The following is a 19606-nucleotide window of genomic DNA, read 5'->3' as shown; positions in this document are numbered from 1 at the left end:
ACGTCACCCCCCTGCGGCGCGCGGTCGGACGCAGCGCCGCACCCTAGGAGTGTGATCACGTGATCCGACGTCTCCTGAGTCAGCTCGCGGTGCTCGGCGCCATCGCGGCTGTGCTCGTTGCCCTCCCCGCGACCGTCGCGACGGCGGCCACCGCCTGCGCGACGGCCTGGAGTTCCTCCGCCGTCTACACCGGCGGCGGCCAGGTCTCCTTCGAAGGCCGCAACTACACCGCCAAGTGGTGGACGCAGAACGAGCGTCCCGGAACCTCGGACGTCTGGGCCGACCAGGGCCCCTGCGGAAACGACGGGGGCGGCGAACAGCCCGGTCCCAGCGACTTCGTCGTCAGCGAGGCCCAGTTCAACCAGATGTTCCCGAACCGGAACCCCTTCTACACCTACTCCGGCCTCACCGACGCCCTGAGCTCCTACCCGGGCTTCACCAACACCGGAAGCGTCGAGGTGCAGCGGCGCGAGGCCGCCGCCTTCCTGGCCAACGTCAGCCACGAGACCGGCGGGCTGGTGTACATCAAGGAGATCAACGAGGACAACTACCCGCACTACTGCGACCCGAGCCAGCCCTTCGGCTGCCCGGCCGGTCAGGACGCCTACTACGGCAAGGGCCCGATCCAGCTGAGCTGGAACTACAACTACAAGGCCGCCGGGGACGCCCTCGGCATCGACCTGCTGAACAACCCCTACCTCGTCGAGCAGGACGCCGCGATCGCCTGGCGGACCGGACTCTGGTTCTGGAACACCCAGAGCGGTGCCGGGACGATGTCGGGGCACACCGCCATCGTCGACGGCCACGGCTTCGGTGAGTCGATCCGTTCCATCAACGGGTCCATCGAGTGCAACGGCGGCAACCCGGGACAGGTGCAGAGCCGCATCAACACCTTCACGCAGTTCGCCCAGATCCTCGGCACCACCACGGGGTCGAACCTGAGCTGCTGACCCCAGGTGCGTCGACGCACCCGTGGCGGCACCCGAGCGGGGGTGCGACCGGCGAGCACCGCCGGGCGCATCCCCGCTCCTGCGTGTCCCGAGGGAAGGTCTTCACCGCGCATCCTGTTTGCCCCATAATGGAGGCAATCCGACAGGGGAGCGCGTGAGCGCTGAGAGTGCGGCACCCGGCCGCAGACCCTTACACACCTGATCTGGGTCATGCCAGCGAAGGAAGTCGTAGGAAACCGCCGTCGTGCGTGCGCCAGCGCGCGCCCGACCGGCGCTCTTGGCCACATGGGCCCTCGTCACCCCGACGAAGGGACATCAACCAGCATGAGTACCGAGAACCGCGGGACCGGCACCGGAACCACCGCGGAGCCCGTGGGCCGCGTCCAGGAGATCCTTGCCAAGGCCCGGAGCTGGCGCACCGTCGACATCGTCGTGGCCGCCGTGATCGGCGTCGCGGTCGGCGTCGTCTTCTGGCTGTGGAACATCGTCTGGTCGGTCACCACACCGCTGTTCGTGGCGTTCCCGCCCGGGCAGGCCGTCGTCTACGGCATGTGGCTGATCTCCGGCGTGCTCGGCGGGCTCATCATCCGCAAACCCGGCGCGGCCCTGCTCACCTCGATCGCCGCGGCCTCCGTCTCGGCCGTGCTGGGCACCCAGTGGGGGGTCATGGTCGTCGTCGACGGCACCCTCCAGGGGTTGCTGCCCGAACTGGTCTTCCTCGCCTTCGCCTACCGGCGCTGGAACATGGGCGTGGCCGTGCTCGCAGCCGCCGTGGCCGGGCTCTCCCCGGCCATCCGCGACAACATCGCCTACAACGTCACCTGGCCCCTTGAGTACCAGCTCACCTACGGCGTGATCGTGGTCCTCAGCGCGGCCGTCATCGCGGGCGTGGGCGCGCGCCTGCTCACCACGGCGCTGGCCAGGTCCGGCGCGCTGGCCCCCTTCCCCTCGGCCAGGGGCTGACCCGTGACACGACCGAACGCGCGCGGGGCTCGCGTCGAACTCTCCGGCTGGGGATGGAAGCACTCCGGCCGTGACACCCACGCCCTGCGCGGAGTGGACCTGACCGTCGAACCGGGGGAGCGGGTCCTGCTGCTCGGGGCCTCGGGCGCGGGGAAGTCCACCCTGCTGCACTCCCTGGCCGGGCTCACCGGCGAGGACGGCGCCATCAGCGGGGAGCACGAGGGCTCGCTGCTGGTGGACGGCGCCCCCGCCGACCGGGGCCGCGGCGGGGTCGGACTGGTCAGCCAGGACCCCGAGACCCAGCTCGTGATGGCCCGGGCCGGGGACGACGTCGCCTTCGGGTTGGAGAACCTGGGGGTGGACCCCGAGGACATCTGGCCCCGGGTCGAGCGCTCCCTGACGGAGGTCGGCTTCCCCTACGGCCTCCGGCACTCCACGGGCGCCCTCTCCGGAGGTGAGAAGCAGCGCCTGGTCATCGCCGGTGCGCTGGCCATGCGGCCGCGTCTGCTGCTCCTGGACGAACCCACCGCCAACCTCGACCCGGCCGGGGCCGTGCTCGTGCGCGACCTGCTCTCCCGCCTGCTCGCGGAGACCGAGGCCACCCTCGTGCTGGTCGAGCACCGGGTGGCCGACGTCGTCGACCTGGTGGACCGGGTCGTGGTGGTCGAACCCGGCGGGGGAGTGATCGCGGACGGCGCCCCGGCGCGGGTGTTCGCGGAACACGGCCGTTCGCTGGCCGACCAGGGCGTGTGGATCCCCGGGAACGAACCCGTCCCCGAGCTCACGCCCGCTCCCGGCGGCGTGCCCCTGGTGGAGACCGTCGGCGTCAGCGCCCGCACCCCCTTCCAGGTGGGCGTGCGCGCCGCCCCCCGGCGGACGGTGCTCGACGACGTGAACGTCATGCTGTCCGCCGGAACCGCCACCGCACTCACCGGCCCCAACGGCGCGGGCAAGTCCACGCTCCTCACCATGCTGGCCGGGCTCTCGCGTCCGCACCGGGGCGAGGTGCTGCCGCGCGGTCCGATTGCCGGAACCGACCGGCGCCCGCTCGTGCGCTGGCCCGCACGCCGCCTCGCCCGCCACGTGGGCACGGTGTTCCAGCACGCGGAGGACCAGTTCGTCACCGCCACGGTCCGCGACGAACTCCGCTTCGCGCCGCTGCGCGCGGGGATGGGCGCGGCCGAGACCGACGCCTGGGTGGGCGAGCTGATGGAGCGGTTGCGACTGACCCGGCTGGCCGAGGTGCACCCGTACACGCTCTCCGGCGGCGAGAAGCGGCGCCTCTCGGTGGCGACCGCGCTCAGCTCCGGCCCCTCGCACGCCCCGGACCTGCTGGTGCTGGACGAGCCCACCTTCGGCCAGGACACCCGTACCTGGACGGAGCTGGTGGAGCTCCTCGGCGCCCTGCGCTCCGAGGGACGGGCCGTGGTCATGGCCACCCACGACGAACTCCTGCTGCGCCGCCTGACGGACGTGGAAGTACGGGTCGCGGAGGGACGCGCGGCACCCGTCGGGGCGGCCCGGTCCGCGACGTCACGAGAGGGGGAGGCGTGAGTTCCCGGCACACGAACGGCCCGGACGTGCCCCGCGCCAAGGGCGGGGACACCCTCACCCTGGATGTGCCCGAGGGCGGCGGCGCCCGGTACTGGCTGACCGGCCTGAACCCGGCCGCCAAGCTGCTGGCCGCGCTGCTGATCGGCATCGGGCTGATCCCGGCGGTGGACGCCGTCACCGGCGGACTCGTCCTGCTCGCGGTACTGGTCACGGTGCCGTTCAGCGGGGTGGACCGGCGCACCCTGCTGGTCCTGGGCGGGCCCTTCCTGCTCATGGGGCTCAGCAGCGGCGCGGTCAACTACCTGTACGGCGAGCACGGTCTGGAGGGCGCCGTGGGCGCGGCGGTGCGCCTGTTGGCGATCGCGCTGCCCGGGCTGCTCGCCGCGATCAGCAGTGACCCCACGGAGATGTCCGACGGCCTCGTGCAGCGGCTTCGCGTGCCGGAGCGCCCCGCCATGGGCGTGCTCGCGGCGCTGCGGCTCATCCCGCTGCTCGCCGACCAGTGGCGGACCATCACCCTGGCCCGCCGGGCACGGGGGCTGGAGGCCGGGAGCAACCCCCTGCGGATCGTCTCGCTGTTCTTCGGACGGCTGTTCGCACTGCTGGTGCGGTCCATCCGGACCGGGACGCTGCTGGCCACCGCGATGGACGCGCGGGCCTTCGGCACCGGGCCCCGCACCCACGCGCGGTACAGCCGCTGGCGGGCGGCCGACACCCTCCTGCTGGTGGGTACCGCACTGCTGCTGGTGACCGCCTACGCCGTGTCGGCCCGCCTGGGGACCCTGGTGCTGCTCTTCCGCTGACCCGGGTGGTTAGGTAAGCAGCGGACACTGACGTCGAAGCGAAGAAGGTGGAGAACGTGAGCGAGTTCGTGCGCGTCGAGGCCGATCCGGAGAACCCCGGTGTGGCCGTCATCCGGATCGACCGTCCCAAGGCGCTGAACGCGTTGAACGGCACGGTCACCCGGGAGATCGCGGAGGCGGCCGCCACCGTCTCCGCGGACCCCTCCGTGCGCGCGGTGGTGCTCTACGGCGGCGAGCGGGCGTTCGTGGCCGGAGCCGACATCAAGGAGATGGCCGACCTCACCCACGCGGAGATGCTGGAGTACTCGCGTGCCCTCCAGAACGCCCTGACGGCGGTGGCCCGCATTCCCAAGCCCGTGGTCGCGGCGATCAGCGGATACGCGCTGGGCGGCGGCTGCGAGCTGGCGCTGTGCGCCGACTTCCGGGTGGCGGGCGCCAAGGCCAGGCTCGGCCAGCCCGAGATCCAGCTGGGCGTCATCCCGGGCGCGGGCGGCACCCAGCGCCTGCCGCGCCTGATCGGTCCCGCCCGCGCCAAGGACCTGGTGTTCAGCGGTCGTCACGTGCGGGCCGAGGAGGCGCGGGAGATCGGCCTCGTGGACCGGGTCGTGCCCGACGAGGAGGTCTACACGGCCGCGGTCGCACTGGTCGCGAAGTACGTGGACGGTCCCGCCGTGGCGCTGGCCGCCGCGAAGGAGACCATCGACCGGGGGCTGGAGACCGACCTGGACACCGGTCTGGAGATCGAGCGGCTGCACTTCTCGGGTCTGTTCTCCACCGAGGACCAGAAGGCCGGGATGCGGAGCTTCGTCGAGGAGGGGCCCGGCAAGGCCACCTTCGTCGGCCGCTGAGCCCCGGCTGTGACCGGCACCCCAGGCCACCCCGGTGGCCTGGGGGCGTCCGTGCGGTCCGAGGCGGGTAGTGTCGGGGCGTCCGTCCCGGCGTCCCGGCTCGGACACGCGCCCGGTTCGCATCACCTTGTCGTCACTTCGAACCCTCGTCGCGTCGACTGGCGACGCGGGACCCTGGGAAGACGTCCGGAACCGGCCAGCCGGGTGGGGGCGCGGGGAACCGCACGCGTGGTTTTTCCGTCATACTCGTCAATGGTCGTCCGAGGACGGACGGTTCGCCCGGAGTCCGCGGTGGCGCGTGTGGCGCCCACACCCTCCGGCGGGACCGAACAGACCGCAGGGCCCCTCGGAGGGGCCACACAAGCCAATGGTGACCCATCCCCCCGGCCGATATGCTGGACGTGGTGGTATGTGGTCTTTTGAGGGGATGAGTTCTCGATGGCAATGTCGGCAGGTTTCCCCACGGGTGAAGAGCTGCCGGAGCGCATCGGCCACTACGTCATCCGCCGCCGCATCGGCGCCGGCGGGATGGGTGTGGTGTACCAGGCCGAGGACCCCCGGACCGACCAGTTCGTCGCGGTGAAGGTCCTCAAGCCCGAGGTCGCCGGTGACCACATCGCACGCGCCCGGCTCGCCCGCGAGGTCGAGACGATGCGCCGTGTGCAGAGCCCCAACGTGGCCGAGGTCATCGACGCGGACACCCAGGCCGAGCTGCCGTGGGTCGTCACCGAGTACATCCCCGGGCCCACCCTGGACGCCACCGTCACCGACCACGGCCCCCTGCGCGGCCGCGCTCTGACCCGCTTCGTCACCGGCATGGCCCGGGCGATCAAGGACATCCACGCGGTGGACGTGATCCACCGCGACCTCAAGCCCGGCAACGTGATCATCTCCAACGGCGAGCCGATCGTGATCGACTTCGGCATCGCGCACGCCGTGGACGGTGCCAAGCTGACCCAGACCGGCACGTTCGTCGGCACGCCCAGCTACCTGTCCCCGGAGGTCATCGAGGGCACCGACCTGGGCCCCGCCACCGACGTGCACGCCTGGGGCGGCACCGTCGCCTTCGCCTCGACCGGCCGTCCGCCCTACGGTGCCGGTTCGTTCGAGGTCATCTTCTTCCGCATCCTCAACGGCGAGATCGACATGGACGGGATGCACGAGGCGCTGCGCCCGCTCGTCAACCGCGCGGTCTCCCGGGACATGTCGGCGCGTCCCACCGCCGCCGAACTGGTGGCCGAGACGGGGCGCCTCAACCTCGACCTGCCCTGGACCGAGCCGACCGGCGGCATGCCGCACGCCGGACAGACCGGCGGACACACCGTGCACGCCCCCGCTCCCACCCAGAACCCGGCCGCCTCGGGCGGCCACGGCGGCGGGGGGTTCGGCGGAGCGGCGGCGGCCGGTGCCGCGGGCGCGGCGCTCGGCGGTGCCGCCGGGTACGTCGCGGGCCGGGCCACCGACGGCTGGGGGCCCGCGCACACGAGCGGCGGCAACCCCACCAACACCGCCAGCGCCTGGGCCAGCCCCTCGGCGCCGCAGACCAGCCACGCGCGGTCGGGTGGCTGGACCGCCGACGAGGACGCCACGGACGACCTCAGCGGCGGTCGGCCCGCCCCGGGGTCGGGCTGGGGCGCGGACGACGAGGCCACCAACGACCTGAACGGCGCGCGTTCCGCCGGCTGGGGCTCCGACGCGGAGGCCACGGACGACCTCAGCGGCGGCCGCGCCGCGACGGCCTGGGGCGAACCGGACGAGGCCACCGACGACCTCTCGTCCCACCTGGCCGGTACCGAGCGGATCACCCCGGGCTCCTCCGACGACCTCCACGACCCGCAGGGGACGGAGCGCATCCGGCCCGGCCAGAACGACATGCAGGGCACCCAGCGCTTCGACCCGGGTGAACTGGGCCGCAGGGACGACGTGCACGGCACCCAGCGCTTCGAGCCGGGGCAGCTGGCGCGCGGGGACGACCCCGCCGGGACCATGATGATGGGACAGCAGGGGGAGGTCTCCCCCCACGAGGCCCCCCGGCGGGTCGACTCGGACGGGGCCCCGCAGACCCAGTTCTTCAACTCCCCGCTGGACCCGAACGCCTTCCAGGACATCCTGACGCCGGTCGGCCAGCAGGGCCGGGCCAACAGCACGCAGGAGTTCGAGGAGGGGGAGTTCGAGGAGCGCGGCGGCCTGCTCGGGCGCTTCCGTCGCGGTCGCGGCGACCGGTTCGGGGACTACTTCCGGGGCGACGGCCAGGGCGACGAGTACGACGAGCACGAGGACGACGAGTACTACGACGAGTCCTGGAGGATGCACCCGCTGGTGCTCATCCCGGTCATGGTCGCGCTGGCGGGTGTGGCGCTGTGGTTCCCGTGGATCGGCATCATCCTGGGCATCGTGGTCATCGCGGGCCTGGGAGCGCTGGACGTGGTCAAGTCCGAGCACGCCCGACGCCTCCAGACGCGCGGGCCGCGCAGCTCCGACAGCATGGTGGTGGCGCTGAGCTTCCCGTGGGCGTTCGGGCGCATGGCGCTGCGCACGGTCGGGTTCGGCCTGATCTACCTGCTGGGCGGCATCCTCGTCGGGATGGTCTACGCGAGGATCATGGACGTGCCGGGGGAGGGCGCCAACTACACGGGCGCCTTCGCGGTCTTCGTCATGATCCTGCTGAGCTACATCATGCCCAGCGGGCGTGAGGCTCGTCACCAGGCGGTCTGGCTGGTCGAGCGGGCCCGGTTCAGCAACCTGTACGTCTACGTGGGCGTGGTGGTGGCCATCGTGCTCATCACCATGTTCATCCTCTCCGTCGGGCTGAGCTCGGCCCCGATCTGGACCACCGGGCCGCTCACCGGTCCCTCCGACTGGTTCAGCTAGACGAGGAAGCACACCGAGGACGCTCCTTCTCCCCGCCGGGAGGGGGAGCGTCCGTCGTTCGGCGGCGGTGTGCCCGTCAACGGCGCGGAACCGGTCACTAAGGTGGGTGTGGGGGTTCCGCGCCCCGCCGGGGTCGGCACTGGTGACCGCCGTCCGGTGGGCCCGACGGCGGCTGTCGTCCGGGCTCTGGTTAGGGTTTCCTAAGTCGATTGTGGGGGCGCGGGTTGGCCTTCAAGCTACTAGCGAGTAACATCTCTGCTATGAGCACACGCGGGTCGGATGTAGACGTGTACACCGGACCCGCCGTCGGATGACCGAACGGCATTCGGCATTGTTGGCAGTATCGGGGCGCGCCAGCGCCCACCCGCCTGACGGCGGATATGGGAGTGCAGGGAGGTCGGCCACCGGCCATGAATATTGTCGTTTTGGTCAAGCAGGTCCCGGACACGGCGACCGAACGGAAGCTCAACGCCGATGACAGGACGCTGGACCGCGCAGCGTCCGACGGCGTCATCAACGAGCTCGACGAGTACGCCATCGAAGAGGCGCTCCTCCTCAAGGAGAAGCACGGTGGCGAGGTCACCATCCTGACGATGGGCCCGGACCAGGCCACGGACTCGATCCGCAAGGCCCTGTCCATGGGTGCCGACAAGGCCGTCTTCGTCAACGACGAGGCGCTGCACGGCTCCGACGCGATCCAGACCGCCTACGCGCTCGCGCAGGCCCTGGGCACCCTTGAGTTCGACCTCGTCGTCCTCGGCTCGGAGTCCACCGACGCCCGCACCGGTGTCGTCGGTGCCGCGCTCGCCGAGTACCTCGGCCTGCCCCAGCTCACGCTGGCGGGCAAGGTCGACGTCGACGGCGGCGCGATCAGGATCCAGCGTCAGACCGACTACGGCTACGACGTCGTCGAGGCCCAGCTCCCGGCGGTCGTCTCCGTCGTGGAGAAGATCAACGAGCCCCGCTACCCGTCCTTCAAGCTGATCATGCAGGCGAAGAAGAAGCCGGTCGACAAGAAGTCCGCGGCCGACGCGGGCATCGACACCGGCAGGGTCGGTCTGGCCAACGCCACCACCGAGACCGTCGACTTCGCCGCCGCGCCGCCGCGCGCTGCGGGCACGATCGTCAAGGACGAGGGCGACGGCGGTACCAAGGCCGCCGACTTCCTCGCCGAGAAGAAGTTCGTGTAGGTCAGGCGAGAGACTCAGGAAGGTTCAAGGATTATGGCTGAGGTCCTCGTCCTCGTCGACCACGTCGACGGACAGGTCAAGAAGGTCACCACCGAGCTGCTGACCGCTGCGCGCCGCATCGGCGAGCCCGCCGCGGTGTGGGTCGGAGACGGTGTGGAGTCGGGCCGGGCTGCGCTGGCCGAGTTCGGCGCCGAGAAGGTCTACGTGGCTCCGGCCGAGGTGAACGACTACGTCGTCGCGCCCAAGGCCGAGCTGCTCGCCAAGCTCGCGCAGGAGAAGGGCGCCGCCGCCATCCTCGTCTCGGCCACCGCCGAGAACAAGGAGATCGCCGGTCGCACCGCCGTGAAGCTGGGCTCGGGCGTGCTCACCGACGTCGTGGACGTCAACGCGGAGGTCGTCACCGAGCACAGCGTCTTCGGTGGCGCCACCGTCACGCACGCCCGCGTCACCACCGGTGTCCCGGTCGTCGCGGTCCGCCCGAACTCCGTCGTGTCGGAGGCCGCCGCCGGCGCCGCCGCCGAGGAGGCCGTGGCGGTCGAGATCTCCGACGCCGCCAAGACCGCCAGGGTGGTCGAGCGCGTCGCCCAGGAGAAGGGCGCGCGCCCCGAGCTCACCGAGGCCGCCATCGTGGTCTCCGGTGGTCGCGGTGTGGGTTCGGACGACTTCAGTGTCGTGGAGAACCTGGCCGACTCCCTCGGTGCCGCCGTCGGTGCCTCGCGCGCCGTCGTCGACTCCGGCTGGTACCCGAACCAGTTCCAGGTCGGTCAGACCGGTAAGACGGTCAGCCCGAACCTGTACGTCGCCCTGGGCATCTCCGGCGCGATCCAGCACCGGGCGGGCATGCAGACCTCGAAGAACATCGTCGCGGTCAACAAGGACCCCGAGGCGCCGATCTTCGAGCTCGCCGACTTCGGTGTCGTGGGTGACCTGCACACGGTCGCCCCGCAGCTGACCGAGGAGATCAACAAGCGCAAGTAACCGCGCTTCGCTGATTCGAGCCGACGCCCGGCCGGAGGAGACTCCGGCCGGGCGTCGGCCTTCGTCGTGCGTGACCAGGGACTCACTACCAGCGGCTGCCCCCGGGCCAGATGCAGGGGGAGGAGACGCGAAGAGACAGATCCCCCTGGACACTGGTCCTGACCCTCAGTTCGAATCCGTCCTCACTGTGCGAGGCGCCGACACGAAGCTTCTGGGGGCGTTCGTCGGTGGTGATCTCGTAGCCGTTGTCCTCCCAGTGCCGCACCAGTGCGTCAACGTTGGCTTCGTTGTCCTCCACAGGGAGACCGTCCAACCAAAACGACTGGGACACCCAGATCTGGTCCTCGGAGGTGTCACAGGGCGGCGCGTTGATTCTTCGGGTGGTGTCGAGTTCGAGCTCGTCGGGGAGGACGTCAGCGGCGGCGGTGGCGTGTTCCTGGAGACGTTCCTCGGCCTCGTCGCGGGTGATGCTCGTGCTGGGCGTGCAACCGACGGTGACCAGTGTCAGTGCGGCGGCGAGCGCCACCCGCCACCGACTTCGGACACTTCGAATCATGAATGCCACTTATCCCCCGTTCGCTTGGCCAGCGAGGATCTCGCCAATTCGTTCGACCGAATCGGAGTCGCTCTCGAAGTACTCCGAGTGTGCATCGCCGAAAGGGAGCTTTCCCCCCTTGGATCCCGGACTCGAACCGAACGTATTGGCTCCGAACTCCCCAGCTGTGGGGTCGGGGCCATGTGTGAAGCCGGTGGTCCAAGAGATCTTGTCGTTCTCGGCTGTGGAGGTGTGCACGTTCTCTGCGGGCAGGCCCAGGTGATCTGCATGGGTGGTGCCGCTTCCGGGACTTCCTACGAGGACGATCTCGTCCGCGGCCAGTCCTCGCTCGCTCCAGGCCGTGTGACCGACCACAGTGGATCCGTAGCTGTGTCCGATGACGGTGTTGTGCGAAGGGGAGGTGCTCTGGTGGGTGGCGCGTAGACCGTCCTGGAAGGCGCCGAGTTCGTCGACCGCGTTCTCGGCGTGCTCCCTTTCTGCGGCTGCCTTAAAGCCTTGGGGGGCGTCGTAGCCTATCCAGGCGATAACGGAGTGGTTCGCATCCCGGTCCACGTCGTATGCGCTCTCCGCTATTGCGCCCGCGTACTCGAACTGGCCGTTGACACTGCGCCAGTCGGCGTTGGTACCCGGCACAACGGTGCCTACGTTGTCTGCGGTGTCCGGGTTGCCATGGGCGACAATCGCCCGGCCCAGGTTCTCGGTGTCGAGGGACAGCAGGAACCGGTGCTCGTGGTGCGCCTCCGGCTCGCCTTCCAGCTCCTTTCCCTCCACGTTGTTACGCAGTCCTCGAAGGGTGGAGACGCCCTGTGTGAGTTCACTGATGGCCTCGCTGGTCTCCAGCCGGGGGAAGGAATTGCCGGGGCCCGGGTTGCCCCTGTGCTCCTCCCGTACTTCCTCGAGCTCCTCTTCGAGACGTTCGATCTCGTTGTCGAGGTGTTCGCGGTTGAGCTCGTCACGCACCGTAGCGGGGATTCCGTCGAGGTCGCGAAGGAGTTCGGGGTGGTCCTCCATGGCCTCCTGTTGTTCCTCCTCCGTCATGGAGGTCCACCACAGGTTGACGACTGCGGGGGGTTCGTCTCCGGTCAGCTCGTCGGGGACCATGCTCGGGACAGCGTCTCCGAGGTAGGTCAGTTGTGCTCCGGTGAGGAGGCCGGCTTCAACGAGTCGTTCCAGGGTGGCTTCACCAGGGCCGTCTCGAAGGTCCTTCTTGGTCTGGTCGGCTTGCTCCATCAGGGTCTCCCAGCGCCCCGAGTGCTCCGAAAGGAGTTCGGTGCGCAGAGTCTCCAGTTCCTCGATCTTCTCCGCCTTGACGGGGGCGGAGGACAGGGAGCCATGCATGTTGGGTTTGGAACTGATGTTGGACACGGCCGACTCCGCGTCGGCTTTGGCCTCGTCCCAGCGTCGTTGGATGCTGGCGCGTTCGGCGCGGTAGGTCCCGATGTCGCTCGCCCACAGACGCAGGGTCCCTGACCCGTAGGTCAGGGCCCTCGTGGCCTCTTCCCACGCCATCAGTTCGGTGGAGGAAGCTGTGACGATGTTCCAGGCGATGAGGTCGGTGAACTCCCCCGACGCGGTGCGGAACTGGGTGTCGGTGGTCTCGGCGTCGCCGAGCATGGTCTGGCGGAGTTGGTCGAGATCGTCGGCGCCCGATTCGATGTCGCCGATCTCGGCTTCGATGTCGCTGGGTAGTCCGAGGTGCAGGTCGGCGATAGCGGTCATGGCTGTTTCCGTCTCCGGGGCTCAGGTGGGGGCCTGGCGCTCTGCGGGGGATCGCGAGCTAGAAGTTGATCTGGATGTCGAGGGCCTCTAGGCCCTCCTGGAACTCTTCGGCGTTCTCGTGGTCGGTGTCTGCGATCGCGAGGTCGGCGCCTTGGATGTTCTGGGCCAGATTGATGCCGTTCTGGGCGACCTGGCCCAGGTGGAGGACGGTCTCCTCCTCGTAGTCGCCGATGGCCGGGGACACGTGTTCGGACACGGCGGCTCGCAGATCCGAGGTGATGAGTTCCAGGTCCCTTCCGAGGAAGACCATTGCCTCGGCGAGCGCCTCGGCCTGTTCGGCCTCGCTCATCGCCTCGACAGGGTTGACTCCGGCTTCTCCGGACACGACACACTCCATTGCGAAGGGGGAGGGGTACCCCCGCGATGCTACAGAAAGTGCTGGTTCGCGTGCGCGTTGAGCGGCGGCCCCTCGAGTTCTGGCCGGATCCGGCCCCGCGGGGATGACGGTGGGAAGTCCCGGGCCGTCGCGATCAAGTCCTCCGGGCGTCGGCTTTCCCAGTCAGTCCGCGAGACACTGGTCGAGGAGCGCCCCGATGAGGAGCCTCAACTCCGGGTCGCGACCGCCCACCAGGCCCAGGGCACGCCTCAGCGCGGAGGCCGCCTCGGCCGCCTGGTCGCCCATCATCCGGAGGCGGGCCAGCTGGGTCCACTCGTAGGCCTCGGCCACCGGGTCGGCCGCGTCACGGAAGAGGGAGACGGCGTGCTCGCGGGCCGCGACCGCGCCGCCCAGGTCCTCCAGGGCCGAGAGCGCCGTGGCCATCTTGGAACAGGCCACAGGGTCGTTCGGCCAGCCCTGGTCGTCGCTGTCGTCGGAGTGGGCGAACAGGGCTCTGGCCCGCACCGCCCGGCGCACCCCCACCAGGTAGTCGTACAGGTCGAGGGGGAGCAGGATCCTCCCGACGTCGTGGTCGACGGCCTCGGCGGCGCGCGTGGCCTCGACCAGGGCGGGGTGCTCCCGCTCCAGCCACCGCCACGCCTGCGGGCCGGTCCGGAACGGGGGAGTCGCCTCCGCGGGGACCCCGTCCAGGCCCGCCCAGCGTGCGACGGCCGCCTCGACCGTGTCCGCGTAGTGCTCCAGCAGGCGGACCACGGCCGACCGCTGCGTCTCGTCCGCGTACTTGGCCGCCCTGACCTGCGCATAGTCAGCGATGAGGTCGTGCATGACCCACCTCCGCCCGTGCCCCCTCTGGACCAGCTGGACGCTGGCCAACCTGGTGAGCAACCCCCGGGTCTGCTGGGGCTCCAGATCCGTGAGCACTGCGGCCGACTCGGTGGAGAACACCCGCGCGGAGGCCGCGCCCAGGAGGTCGAACAGCCATGCCTCCTCCGGGGTGAGCCGGTCGACGACGAGGTCGAGCATGGTGGAGACCGAGTGGTGCCCGTCGTCCAGCGTCGCCAGCCGTCCCTGGGGCGCGGCGAGCTCGGCGGCCAGCTCTTCGCGGGGGCGCTCGGGGTCGGACCGGAGCAGGGAGACGCAGATCCGCAGGGCCAGGGGGAGGCCTCCGCAGGCCTGCACGATCATCCGTTCCGGTTGGGGGTCCTCGCCCAGGTGGATCCGCTCACCGAGCGCGCTGAGCAGGGAGCTCATCAGCTCCAGTGACTCCCCTTCGGACAGGGTGTCCAGGTCGACGCGCTGGGCCGACAACGCGTCCAGGCGCGACCGGGAGGTCACCAGGAGGCGGTGCCCGCCCGCGCCCGGTCTCAGGTGGTCCACCTGGCCCACGGACGAGGCGTTGCCGGCCACCACCAGGATCGGGCGGCCCCGGGCGTCGGCGGCGTTCCTCAGCTCCTGCCGGTAGAGGGCGGCCAGCTCGTGGGTCCTCGTGGGGAGTTCGACGGACGTCCCCAGGGAGCGGAGCAGTGCCCCCAGGGCCGGTCGAACGTGTCTGACACGGCACTCCTCAGGGGGCAGGGGTTCCAGGGAGCGGGATGGTCCGCACTCGGCGGATTCACCCCGTCACCGTCGGCGCCCCGAGGGGAGAAGTGCCAGGTGGTTTGCGCTATATGAAAGGTTTGGTGTGGTTTTCAGGGGAAGTGTTCGGGTAGATCCCGCGCACGACGACCCTGAGGAGCGTTCATGCGAACGACGGTGCGCGCGGGACGACGCAAGGTGGAGGTCCGCCACTCCGACAAGTCGCTCTTCGGGCCCGGCGGGGCGACCAAGGCCGACCTGGCCGACTACTACGCGCGGATCGCGCCGCTCATGCTTCCGTTGGTCAAGGGCCGTCCCGTGGCGCTGGAGCGGTACGTCGAGGGGATCGAGTCCCCGGGCTTCCTGGTGCAGCACCCGGCCCACCCCAAGTGGATCCGCACCCTGTGGACCGCGTCCGGGCGGATGATGGAGTGCCACGAGGCGGCCACCCTCGTGTGGTGCGCGGACCAGGACGCCATCACCCTGCACTCGTGGTCCTCGCGCACCCCCCGGCTGGGGGTTCCCGACCGGATGGTCATCGACCTCGACCCCCTGGACGGCTCGGAGGAGTCCTTCGACTCCTGCCGCGACGCCGCGTGGAACGTGCGCGAGGTGCTGTCCGAGCTCGGTCTGGCCGCCTACGTCATGACCACCGGTTCCCGGGGGCTGCACGTCCACTCCCCGCTGCGCCCCGAGGTGGACGACATGGAGGTCCGGAAGCTGGCCAAGGCGGTCGCGGACCGGGTGGCGGCCCGGGCGCCCGACGAGTGGACCACCCGGGTGCGCAAGGCGGCCCGGCACGGACGGATGTTCGTGGACTACCTGCGCAACGGGACCGGTCAGCTCGCCGTGGTGCCCTACTCGGTCCGACCCAAGCCGGGAGCCCCGGTCGCGGCCCCGGTGACCTGGGAGGAACTGGACCGGCTCAGTACGTCGCGGGACCTCACCATCGAGATGGAGCGCGAGGAGTGCCCCTTCGCCGGGATACGCAGGCACGCGCGGTCGCCGCGTCGGGCACTGGCACAGCTGGACCGGGGCGAGGGCGGCATGGTGCCCGGCCCCCGGACAGGTCAGAGGGGATGACACCGGTCAGTCGGGTGTGCCCTCGGGCCAGATGCACGGAGAGGCGGCCCGCAGGGTGACGGTGCCCTGGACGCTCTCCCGGAGCGAGAGCACGAAGCCGGTCATTCGGCGAACTTGTCACCCTGGGTGAGGGGTTTCGGGGTGGGGGTTCTGGGGCCTTTTTGGGGTCTGACCTGCTTTGGGGTGTGATGGCCTTGCCTGGTCGGGCACTCAGGACGTTCGCCTCTGATTTCGGAGGGTGATCACGGGCAGGATGCGCCTGAGTCCGCGTACCTTCCCCCAGCGAAAGGCCCGTTCATGCGCCTTGCCGTTGACGATCCCGTCTTCCGTAAGTCCTCGTACAGCACCACCGCGAAGGAGTGCGTCGAGGTCGCGGACCAGCGCACCCGTGCCCTGGTCCGCGACACCCAGAACCGCGGGCTCGGGTCGCTGGCCTTCCCGCACGCGGAGTGGGCGGCCCTGCTGGGCGCCGCGAGAAGACCGATCAGCGCCTGCGCAGGACGATCAGCAGGTTCCAGGTGACGATCTCCCGCAGCAACGGCACGTGGACGATCGGTTTCGTCCACGTGGGCAGGTAGCGCGGACGCAGGTCCACGACGTCCACGTCGGTGCGGCCCCGGACCCAGCGGATCATCTCCTTGGCGTGCGCCGCGTACATGGTGCGCCCGAAGTCGTTCTTGGGCCGTCGCCCGTTCCTGCGCGTGAACCGCTCGGCCGCGTAGGAACCGCCCAGGTAGTGCCAGGGCGAGGTCTCGTGGCCGCCCCAGGGCGACAGCCAGAGCGTGTACGACAGGTACACCAGCCCGCCCGGGCGGGTGACCCGCACCATCTCGTCCGCCATCCGCGTCCGGTCGGGCACGTGCTCCAGCACGTTGGAGGAGAAGCACACGTCCACGGTCCCCGTGCGCAGCGGCAGGTCGAGCGCGCTGCCCTGCACGGCGTTGGCGTCGGCCTCGCGCCCGTGCAGCGTCATCTCGTGCGCGTCCGAGTCCACGCACAGGCAGCGGGCGCCCTCGGCGCGCAGGGCGTCGGCGAAGTAGCCCGGCCCGCCGCCGACGTCGACGACCAGCCTGCCGTCGAGTGGCGTGTACGAGCGCAGCTGGTCGACGGTGTCGCGGGCGAGCATCCCGTAGAAGAACGCCGGATCGGTCTGTTCCCTGCGGAACGCGGAGAACAGCCGGACGGAGCGGGCCAGGGTGGCGCGGAACGGCGCGGTCATGCTCCGACCTCGACGTAGTGGCGCAGGTGGCGCCAGTGGTCCCCGCCCCAGTACTCGTCGGAGGCGGCGATCCGGTGGGGGAGGAGCTGGGAGATCCGCTCGGTGCTCAGGGTGTGCATCCTCATGGGCGCCGGGTAGCGCAGGATCACCCGTTGTGCCAGGGCCACCAGGGGCCAGGGCACGTACCGGAACACCAGGCCCTTGAAGGTGCGCCGCTCGGACTCGGGCACGCCGACCACCAGGGCCCCGCCCGGCCGCACCACGCGGGCGAACTCCCGGAGGTAGCCCTCGGCCAGGTCGGTGGGCAGGTGCTGGAGGACGAGGTCGGTGTAGACCAGGTCGAAGGAGTCGTCCTCGAACCGGGAGAGGTCGGGCCGCTCGTTGAGGACGAACTCGATCCGGCCTCCGGAGCGGTCCAGGCGACGGGCCTCGTCGAGCATGGGCGCCGAGATGTCCACGCCGACGACCTGACCGAAGTGGGCGGCCAGGGCGTTGGAGAGCCGCCCGGCGCCGCAGCCGAAGTCGAGGACCCGGCCGCGTCCGGGCGCCAGCCCGAGTTCGTCGAGGCGGCTGATGGCCGGGTCGATCTCCGCGCGGCCCGAGGCGAGGAACTCGTCGTCGTTCCACCCGCCGTCGCGCTTGTCCGGGTCGACGCAGACCGCCCACAGCGGCTCAGTGGAACCCAGCCGGGTCCAGTCACGGCGGACCTGTTCGAGCCCCACCGGCATCACCTCCACGGCACTGGTGACCACCCAGGAACTGGAGCTTGTTCCTGTTCTGGGCTCGCGGTCCATCAGGACCTGCGACAACGGTCAGGAAAGAAAGTGGAACGTGTTGTATTCTGGCACCCATTTTCCGGGATGGCCAACCTAGGGCGGGGAGAGTACCCATGGCGCCTGATTCCCCCACGGAGCGCGGCGGGGCGGCCACCAGCGTACGCAGGGCGGAGGTGGGGCCCGACGAGGACCCCACCTACGGCGACGTGCTGGGCGAGAGCCTGGCCGCGCTGCGGGGGCTGTGGCGCGACCGGATCCTCCAGGTCGGGCTGGTGGTGGTCCTGTTCTCCCTGGCCCTCAGGGTGTACGTCCTCGGCGAGTCGTACTTCGTGGAGGACGACTTTCTCTTCTTCGCCGCCGCGCACGCGCAGGACCTGTCGCCGGAGTACCTGCTGGAGCTGCACAAGGGCCACTTCATGCCGGGGGCCCTGTTCCTGGTGTACGTGCAGACCGCCTTCGGTCCCTTCCACTGGGCGTCGGCGGCGGGCATCATGCTCCTCCTCCAGGCGGTGGCGGTCCTGGCCTTCCTCCGCCTGTCGTGGGAGCTCTTCGGTCGCCGGTGGGCGCTGCTGGTCCCGCTGACGGTGTACGCGCTGGCCCCGTTGACCGTCCCCGTGCTGGGCTGGTGGTCGGCGGCGCTCAACGCGGTGCCCTTCCAGCTGGCGATCGTGCTGGCGCTGCTGTGGACCGTGCGCTACCTGCGCACCGGCAACCTCCTGTTCTCCTGGTGGGCCGTGGGCGCCGTGGTGTTCGGGATGCTGTTCTCGGTCAAGGCGCTCTTCCTGCCGTCGCTGGTGTTCGTGGTGGCGGTGGCCTTCCTGTACCCCGGCAACCTCGTGGAGGGCGTGCGCCAGGCCTTCCGGCGCCACCGCGGCCACTGGTGCGCGATGGCGGGGATCAGCGCGGCCTACCTCGTCCTGTACCTGGCACGGCAGCGGGCCTCCACGAGCGGCGAGGGAGCGTCGGTGCCCGAGTCCGAGGTGGTGGCGCAGCTGGTGCGGCGGATGCTGGGCGAGGTCTTCCCGACCGGCGCCCTGGGCGGGCCCTTCGAGTGGGGGCCGGTCACCCCGGCGGGCGGCCTGGTGGACCCGCTCGGTCCGGTGCTGGTCGGCGCGTGGGCGGTGTTCGCGGTGATCGTGCTCGTGAGCCTGTGGGTGCGGCGCACGTCCTGGCGGGCCTGGGCGATCCTGGCGGGGTACCTGGTGTTCGTGGACGCCGTCCCCACCGCCATCGCCCGGGGCGGCGTCTACGGGGAGGTGGGATCGGATCCGCGCTACGTGGCGGACGCGGCCCTGGTGTTCGCTCTCGTGCTGGCCCTGGCCTTCCTCGCGACGAAGGAGGAGCGCGCCCGCGAGTGGGTGGGCCGGAGACGGCGCCCGATCCAGCTGACCGGGCCCTCGCGAACCGTCTGGGTGGCGGCGGTCGTGGTCACGCTCGTCTACGCGGGTTCCGCCTCCTACTCCACGTACACCTACGCCGGGACGCTGAGCGGCGACCGCCAGCGCGAGTACCTGGCCAACGTCCGGGCCTCCCTGGAGGACGTGCCCCGGGACGCGGGCCTGTACAGCCGGGCGGTCCCCGACGACATCGTCCTGGAGTGGAACGGACCGCGCAGGCTCAGCTCCTACGTGCTCTCCCCGTTGGCCGACCGTGAGGTGGCCGCCCGGATGTACGCGCCCGAGGAGTCCGACAGCGCCCACGTCTTCGACGACGAGGGGAACCTGGTGGAGGCCGCGCCGACCGCGCGCGCCAACGCCTTCCGCCCTTCGGAGGACGAGGAGTGCATGGCGAGCTGGGACGGCCTCATGTCCTGGAGCGTCTGGGAGGTCGGCGGGATCGAGCAGGTGGCGACCATCGGCTACACCTCCCAGGAGGACGCCGACCTCGTGGTGGTCGTCGGTGAGGAGGAGGTGGAGACCGAGCTTCCCGCCGCCCCCGACGGCGGGTTCTGGTACGTGCCCGTGAGCGAGCGGGACACCACGTTCACGCTGTTCACCGACGCCGGGAGGACCTGCGTCACCTGGGCCTCACTGGGTCAGCTGTTCCCGGCGAGCCAGGTGGCGGAGGAGGACGCGGAGGCCGAGGAGGGCGCCGAGGACGCGGCCGAGGACGCGGGCTGAGCGC

The 19606-nt window shown here is 70.6% G+C and carries 17 protein-coding genes and 1 riboswitch; of the genes, 11 read left to right on the top strand and 6 right to left on the bottom strand.

From position 1 onward, the window contains the following. The first annotated feature begins 59 nt into the window (after positions 1–59). The 8 genes from ACRWK8_RS03285 to ACRWK8_RS03250 all read left to right on the top strand — a co-directional run bounded on the left by ACRWK8_RS03285 (position 60) and on the right by ACRWK8_RS03250 (position 10157). Positions 60–950, top strand: coding sequence for a glycoside hydrolase family 19 protein (locus ACRWK8_RS03285; RefSeq protein WP_378740782.1), 891 nt, complete (start codon positions 60–62; stop codon positions 948–950). Between the two features lie 134 nt (positions 951–1084). Further along, positions 1085–1192, top strand: a riboswitch (TPP riboswitch). An 82-nt stretch (positions 1193–1274) separates the two neighbouring features. Then, positions 1275–1913, top strand: a complete 639-nt coding sequence (locus ACRWK8_RS03280) for an ECF transporter S component (protein WP_378740780.1) — start codon at positions 1275–1277, stop codon at positions 1911–1913. 3 nt (positions 1914–1916) lie between these two features. Then, positions 1917–3467, top strand: a complete 1551-nt coding sequence (locus ACRWK8_RS03275) for an ABC transporter ATP-binding protein (RefSeq protein ID WP_431868230.1) — start codon at positions 1917–1919, stop codon at positions 3465–3467. Further along, complete coding sequence (locus ACRWK8_RS03270) at positions 3464–4270, top strand: energy-coupling factor transporter transmembrane component T family protein (RefSeq protein ID WP_431868228.1); 807 nt, start codon at positions 3464–3466, stop codon at positions 4268–4270. The genes ACRWK8_RS03275 and ACRWK8_RS03270 overlap by 4 nt, the downstream gene beginning before the upstream one ends. Positions 4271–4326: 56 nt before the next feature. Next, on the top strand, positions 4327–5118 hold the full coding sequence (locus tag ACRWK8_RS03265; RefSeq protein WP_378740776.1) for an enoyl-CoA hydratase/isomerase family protein: 792 nt from the start codon (positions 4327–4329) through the stop codon (positions 5116–5118). A gap of 438 nt (positions 5119–5556) precedes the next feature. After that, entirely contained in the window at positions 5557–7989 is a 2433-nt protein-coding gene (locus ACRWK8_RS03260) for a protein kinase domain-containing protein (RefSeq protein WP_378740774.1), read from the top strand. Positions 7990–8399: 410 nt separating this feature from the next. Beyond that, complete coding sequence (locus ACRWK8_RS03255; RefSeq protein ID WP_378740771.1) at positions 8400–9179, top strand: electron transfer flavoprotein subunit beta/FixA family protein; 780 nt, start codon at positions 8400–8402, stop codon at positions 9177–9179. Between the two features lie 33 nt (positions 9180–9212). Further along, positions 9213–10157, top strand: coding sequence for an electron transfer flavoprotein subunit alpha/FixB family protein (locus tag ACRWK8_RS03250; RefSeq protein ID WP_431868225.1), 945 nt, complete (start codon positions 9213–9215; stop codon positions 10155–10157). 85 nt (positions 10158–10242) lie between these two features. On the opposite strand, the gene ACRWK8_RS03245 is transcribed toward ACRWK8_RS03250, so the two are convergent. From ACRWK8_RS03245 to ACRWK8_RS03230, 4 genes are all read right to left on the bottom strand, one after another. Beyond that, positions 10243–10713, bottom strand: a complete 471-nt coding sequence (locus ACRWK8_RS03245; RefSeq protein ID WP_431868223.1) for a hypothetical protein — start codon at positions 10711–10713, stop codon at positions 10243–10245. A 9-nt stretch (positions 10714–10722) separates the two neighbouring features. Continuing rightward, on the bottom strand, positions 10723–12432 hold the full coding sequence (locus ACRWK8_RS03240; RefSeq protein ID WP_431868221.1) for an alpha/beta hydrolase: 1710 nt from the start codon (positions 12430–12432) through the stop codon (positions 10723–10725). 58 nt (positions 12433–12490) lie between these two features. Further along, complete coding sequence (locus tag ACRWK8_RS03235) at positions 12491–12817, bottom strand: hypothetical protein (protein WP_431868219.1); 327 nt, start codon at positions 12815–12817, stop codon at positions 12491–12493. 174 nt (positions 12818–12991) lie between these two features. Beyond that, positions 12992–14236, bottom strand: a complete 1245-nt coding sequence (locus ACRWK8_RS03230) for a hypothetical protein (RefSeq protein ID WP_431868217.1) — start codon at positions 14234–14236, stop codon at positions 12992–12994. Between the two features lie 333 nt (positions 14237–14569). On the opposite strand from ACRWK8_RS03230, the gene ligD reads away from it, so the two are divergent. Next, positions 14570–15487, top strand: a complete 918-nt coding sequence (gene ligD / locus ACRWK8_RS03225) for a non-homologous end-joining DNA ligase (protein ID WP_431868215.1) — start codon at positions 14570–14572, stop codon at positions 15485–15487. A gap of 297 nt (positions 15488–15784) precedes the next feature. Beyond that, on the top strand, positions 15785–16009 hold the full coding sequence (locus tag ACRWK8_RS03220) for a DUF397 domain-containing protein (protein WP_378740755.1): 225 nt from the start codon (positions 15785–15787) through the stop codon (positions 16007–16009). On the opposite strand, the gene ACRWK8_RS03215 is transcribed toward ACRWK8_RS03220, so the two are convergent. Continuing rightward, on the bottom strand, positions 15972–16706 hold the full coding sequence (locus tag ACRWK8_RS03215) for a class I SAM-dependent methyltransferase (protein WP_431868213.1): 735 nt from the start codon (positions 16704–16706) through the stop codon (positions 15972–15974). The genes ACRWK8_RS03220 and ACRWK8_RS03215 overlap by 38 nt on opposite strands. Beyond that, complete coding sequence (locus ACRWK8_RS03210; RefSeq protein ID WP_431868211.1) at positions 16703–17458, bottom strand: class I SAM-dependent methyltransferase; 756 nt, start codon at positions 17456–17458, stop codon at positions 16703–16705. Before ACRWK8_RS03210 ends, ACRWK8_RS03215 begins: the two co-directional genes overlap by 4 nt. A gap of 137 nt (positions 17459–17595) precedes the next feature. On the opposite strand from ACRWK8_RS03210, the gene ACRWK8_RS03205 reads away from it, so the two are divergent. Continuing rightward, positions 17596–19602: a hypothetical protein gene (locus tag ACRWK8_RS03205; protein WP_431868209.1), complete on the top strand. Its 2007-nt coding sequence runs from the start codon at positions 17596–17598 to the stop codon at positions 19600–19602. Positions 19603–19606 lie beyond the last annotated feature (4 nt).

Source organism: Nocardiopsis eucommiae (assembly GCF_965344335.1).
GTDB lineage: Bacteria > Actinomycetota > Actinomycetes > Streptosporangiales > Streptosporangiaceae > Nocardiopsis > Nocardiopsis eucommiae.
The sequence above is the reverse complement of the archived record's forward strand: the minus strand, read 5'-3'. Positions and strand labels throughout refer to the sequence as shown.

What these genes read in the sequence shown, in the direction of transcription:
- ACRWK8_RS03280 (WP_378740780.1), top strand. Translation starts at nt 1,275, where the DNA reads ATGAGTACCGAGAACCGCGGGACCGGCACCGGAACCACCGCGGAGCCC.
- ACRWK8_RS03260 (WP_378740774.1), top strand. Translation starts at nt 5,557, where the DNA reads ATGGCAATGTCGGCAGGTTTCCCCACGGGTGAAGAGCTGCCGGAGCGC.
- ACRWK8_RS03255 (WP_378740771.1), top strand. Translation starts at nt 8,400, where the DNA reads ATGAATATTGTCGTTTTGGTCAAGCAGGTCCCGGACACGGCGACCGAA.
- ACRWK8_RS03250 (WP_431868225.1), top strand. Translation starts at nt 9,213, where the DNA reads ATGGCTGAGGTCCTCGTCCTCGTCGACCACGTCGACGGACAGGTCAAG.
- ACRWK8_RS03245 (WP_431868223.1), bottom strand. Translation starts at nt 10,713, where the DNA reads ATGATTCGAAGTGTCCGAAGTCGGTGGCGGGTGGCGCTCGCCGCCGCA.
- ACRWK8_RS03240 (WP_431868221.1), bottom strand. Translation starts at nt 12,432, where the DNA reads ATGACCGCTATCGCCGACCTGCACCTCGGACTACCCAGCGACATCGAA.
- ligD (WP_431868215.1), top strand. Translation starts at nt 14,570, where the DNA reads ATGCGAACGACGGTGCGCGCGGGACGACGCAAGGTGGAGGTCCGCCAC.
- ACRWK8_RS03220 (WP_378740755.1), top strand. Translation starts at nt 15,785, where the DNA reads ATGCGCCTTGCCGTTGACGATCCCGTCTTCCGTAAGTCCTCGTACAGC.
- ACRWK8_RS03215 (WP_431868213.1), bottom strand. Translation starts at nt 16,706, where the DNA reads ATGACCGCGCCGTTCCGCGCCACCCTGGCCCGCTCCGTCCGGCTGTTC.
- ACRWK8_RS03205 (WP_431868209.1), top strand. Translation starts at nt 17,596, where the DNA reads ATGGCGCCTGATTCCCCCACGGAGCGCGGCGGGGCGGCCACCAGCGTA.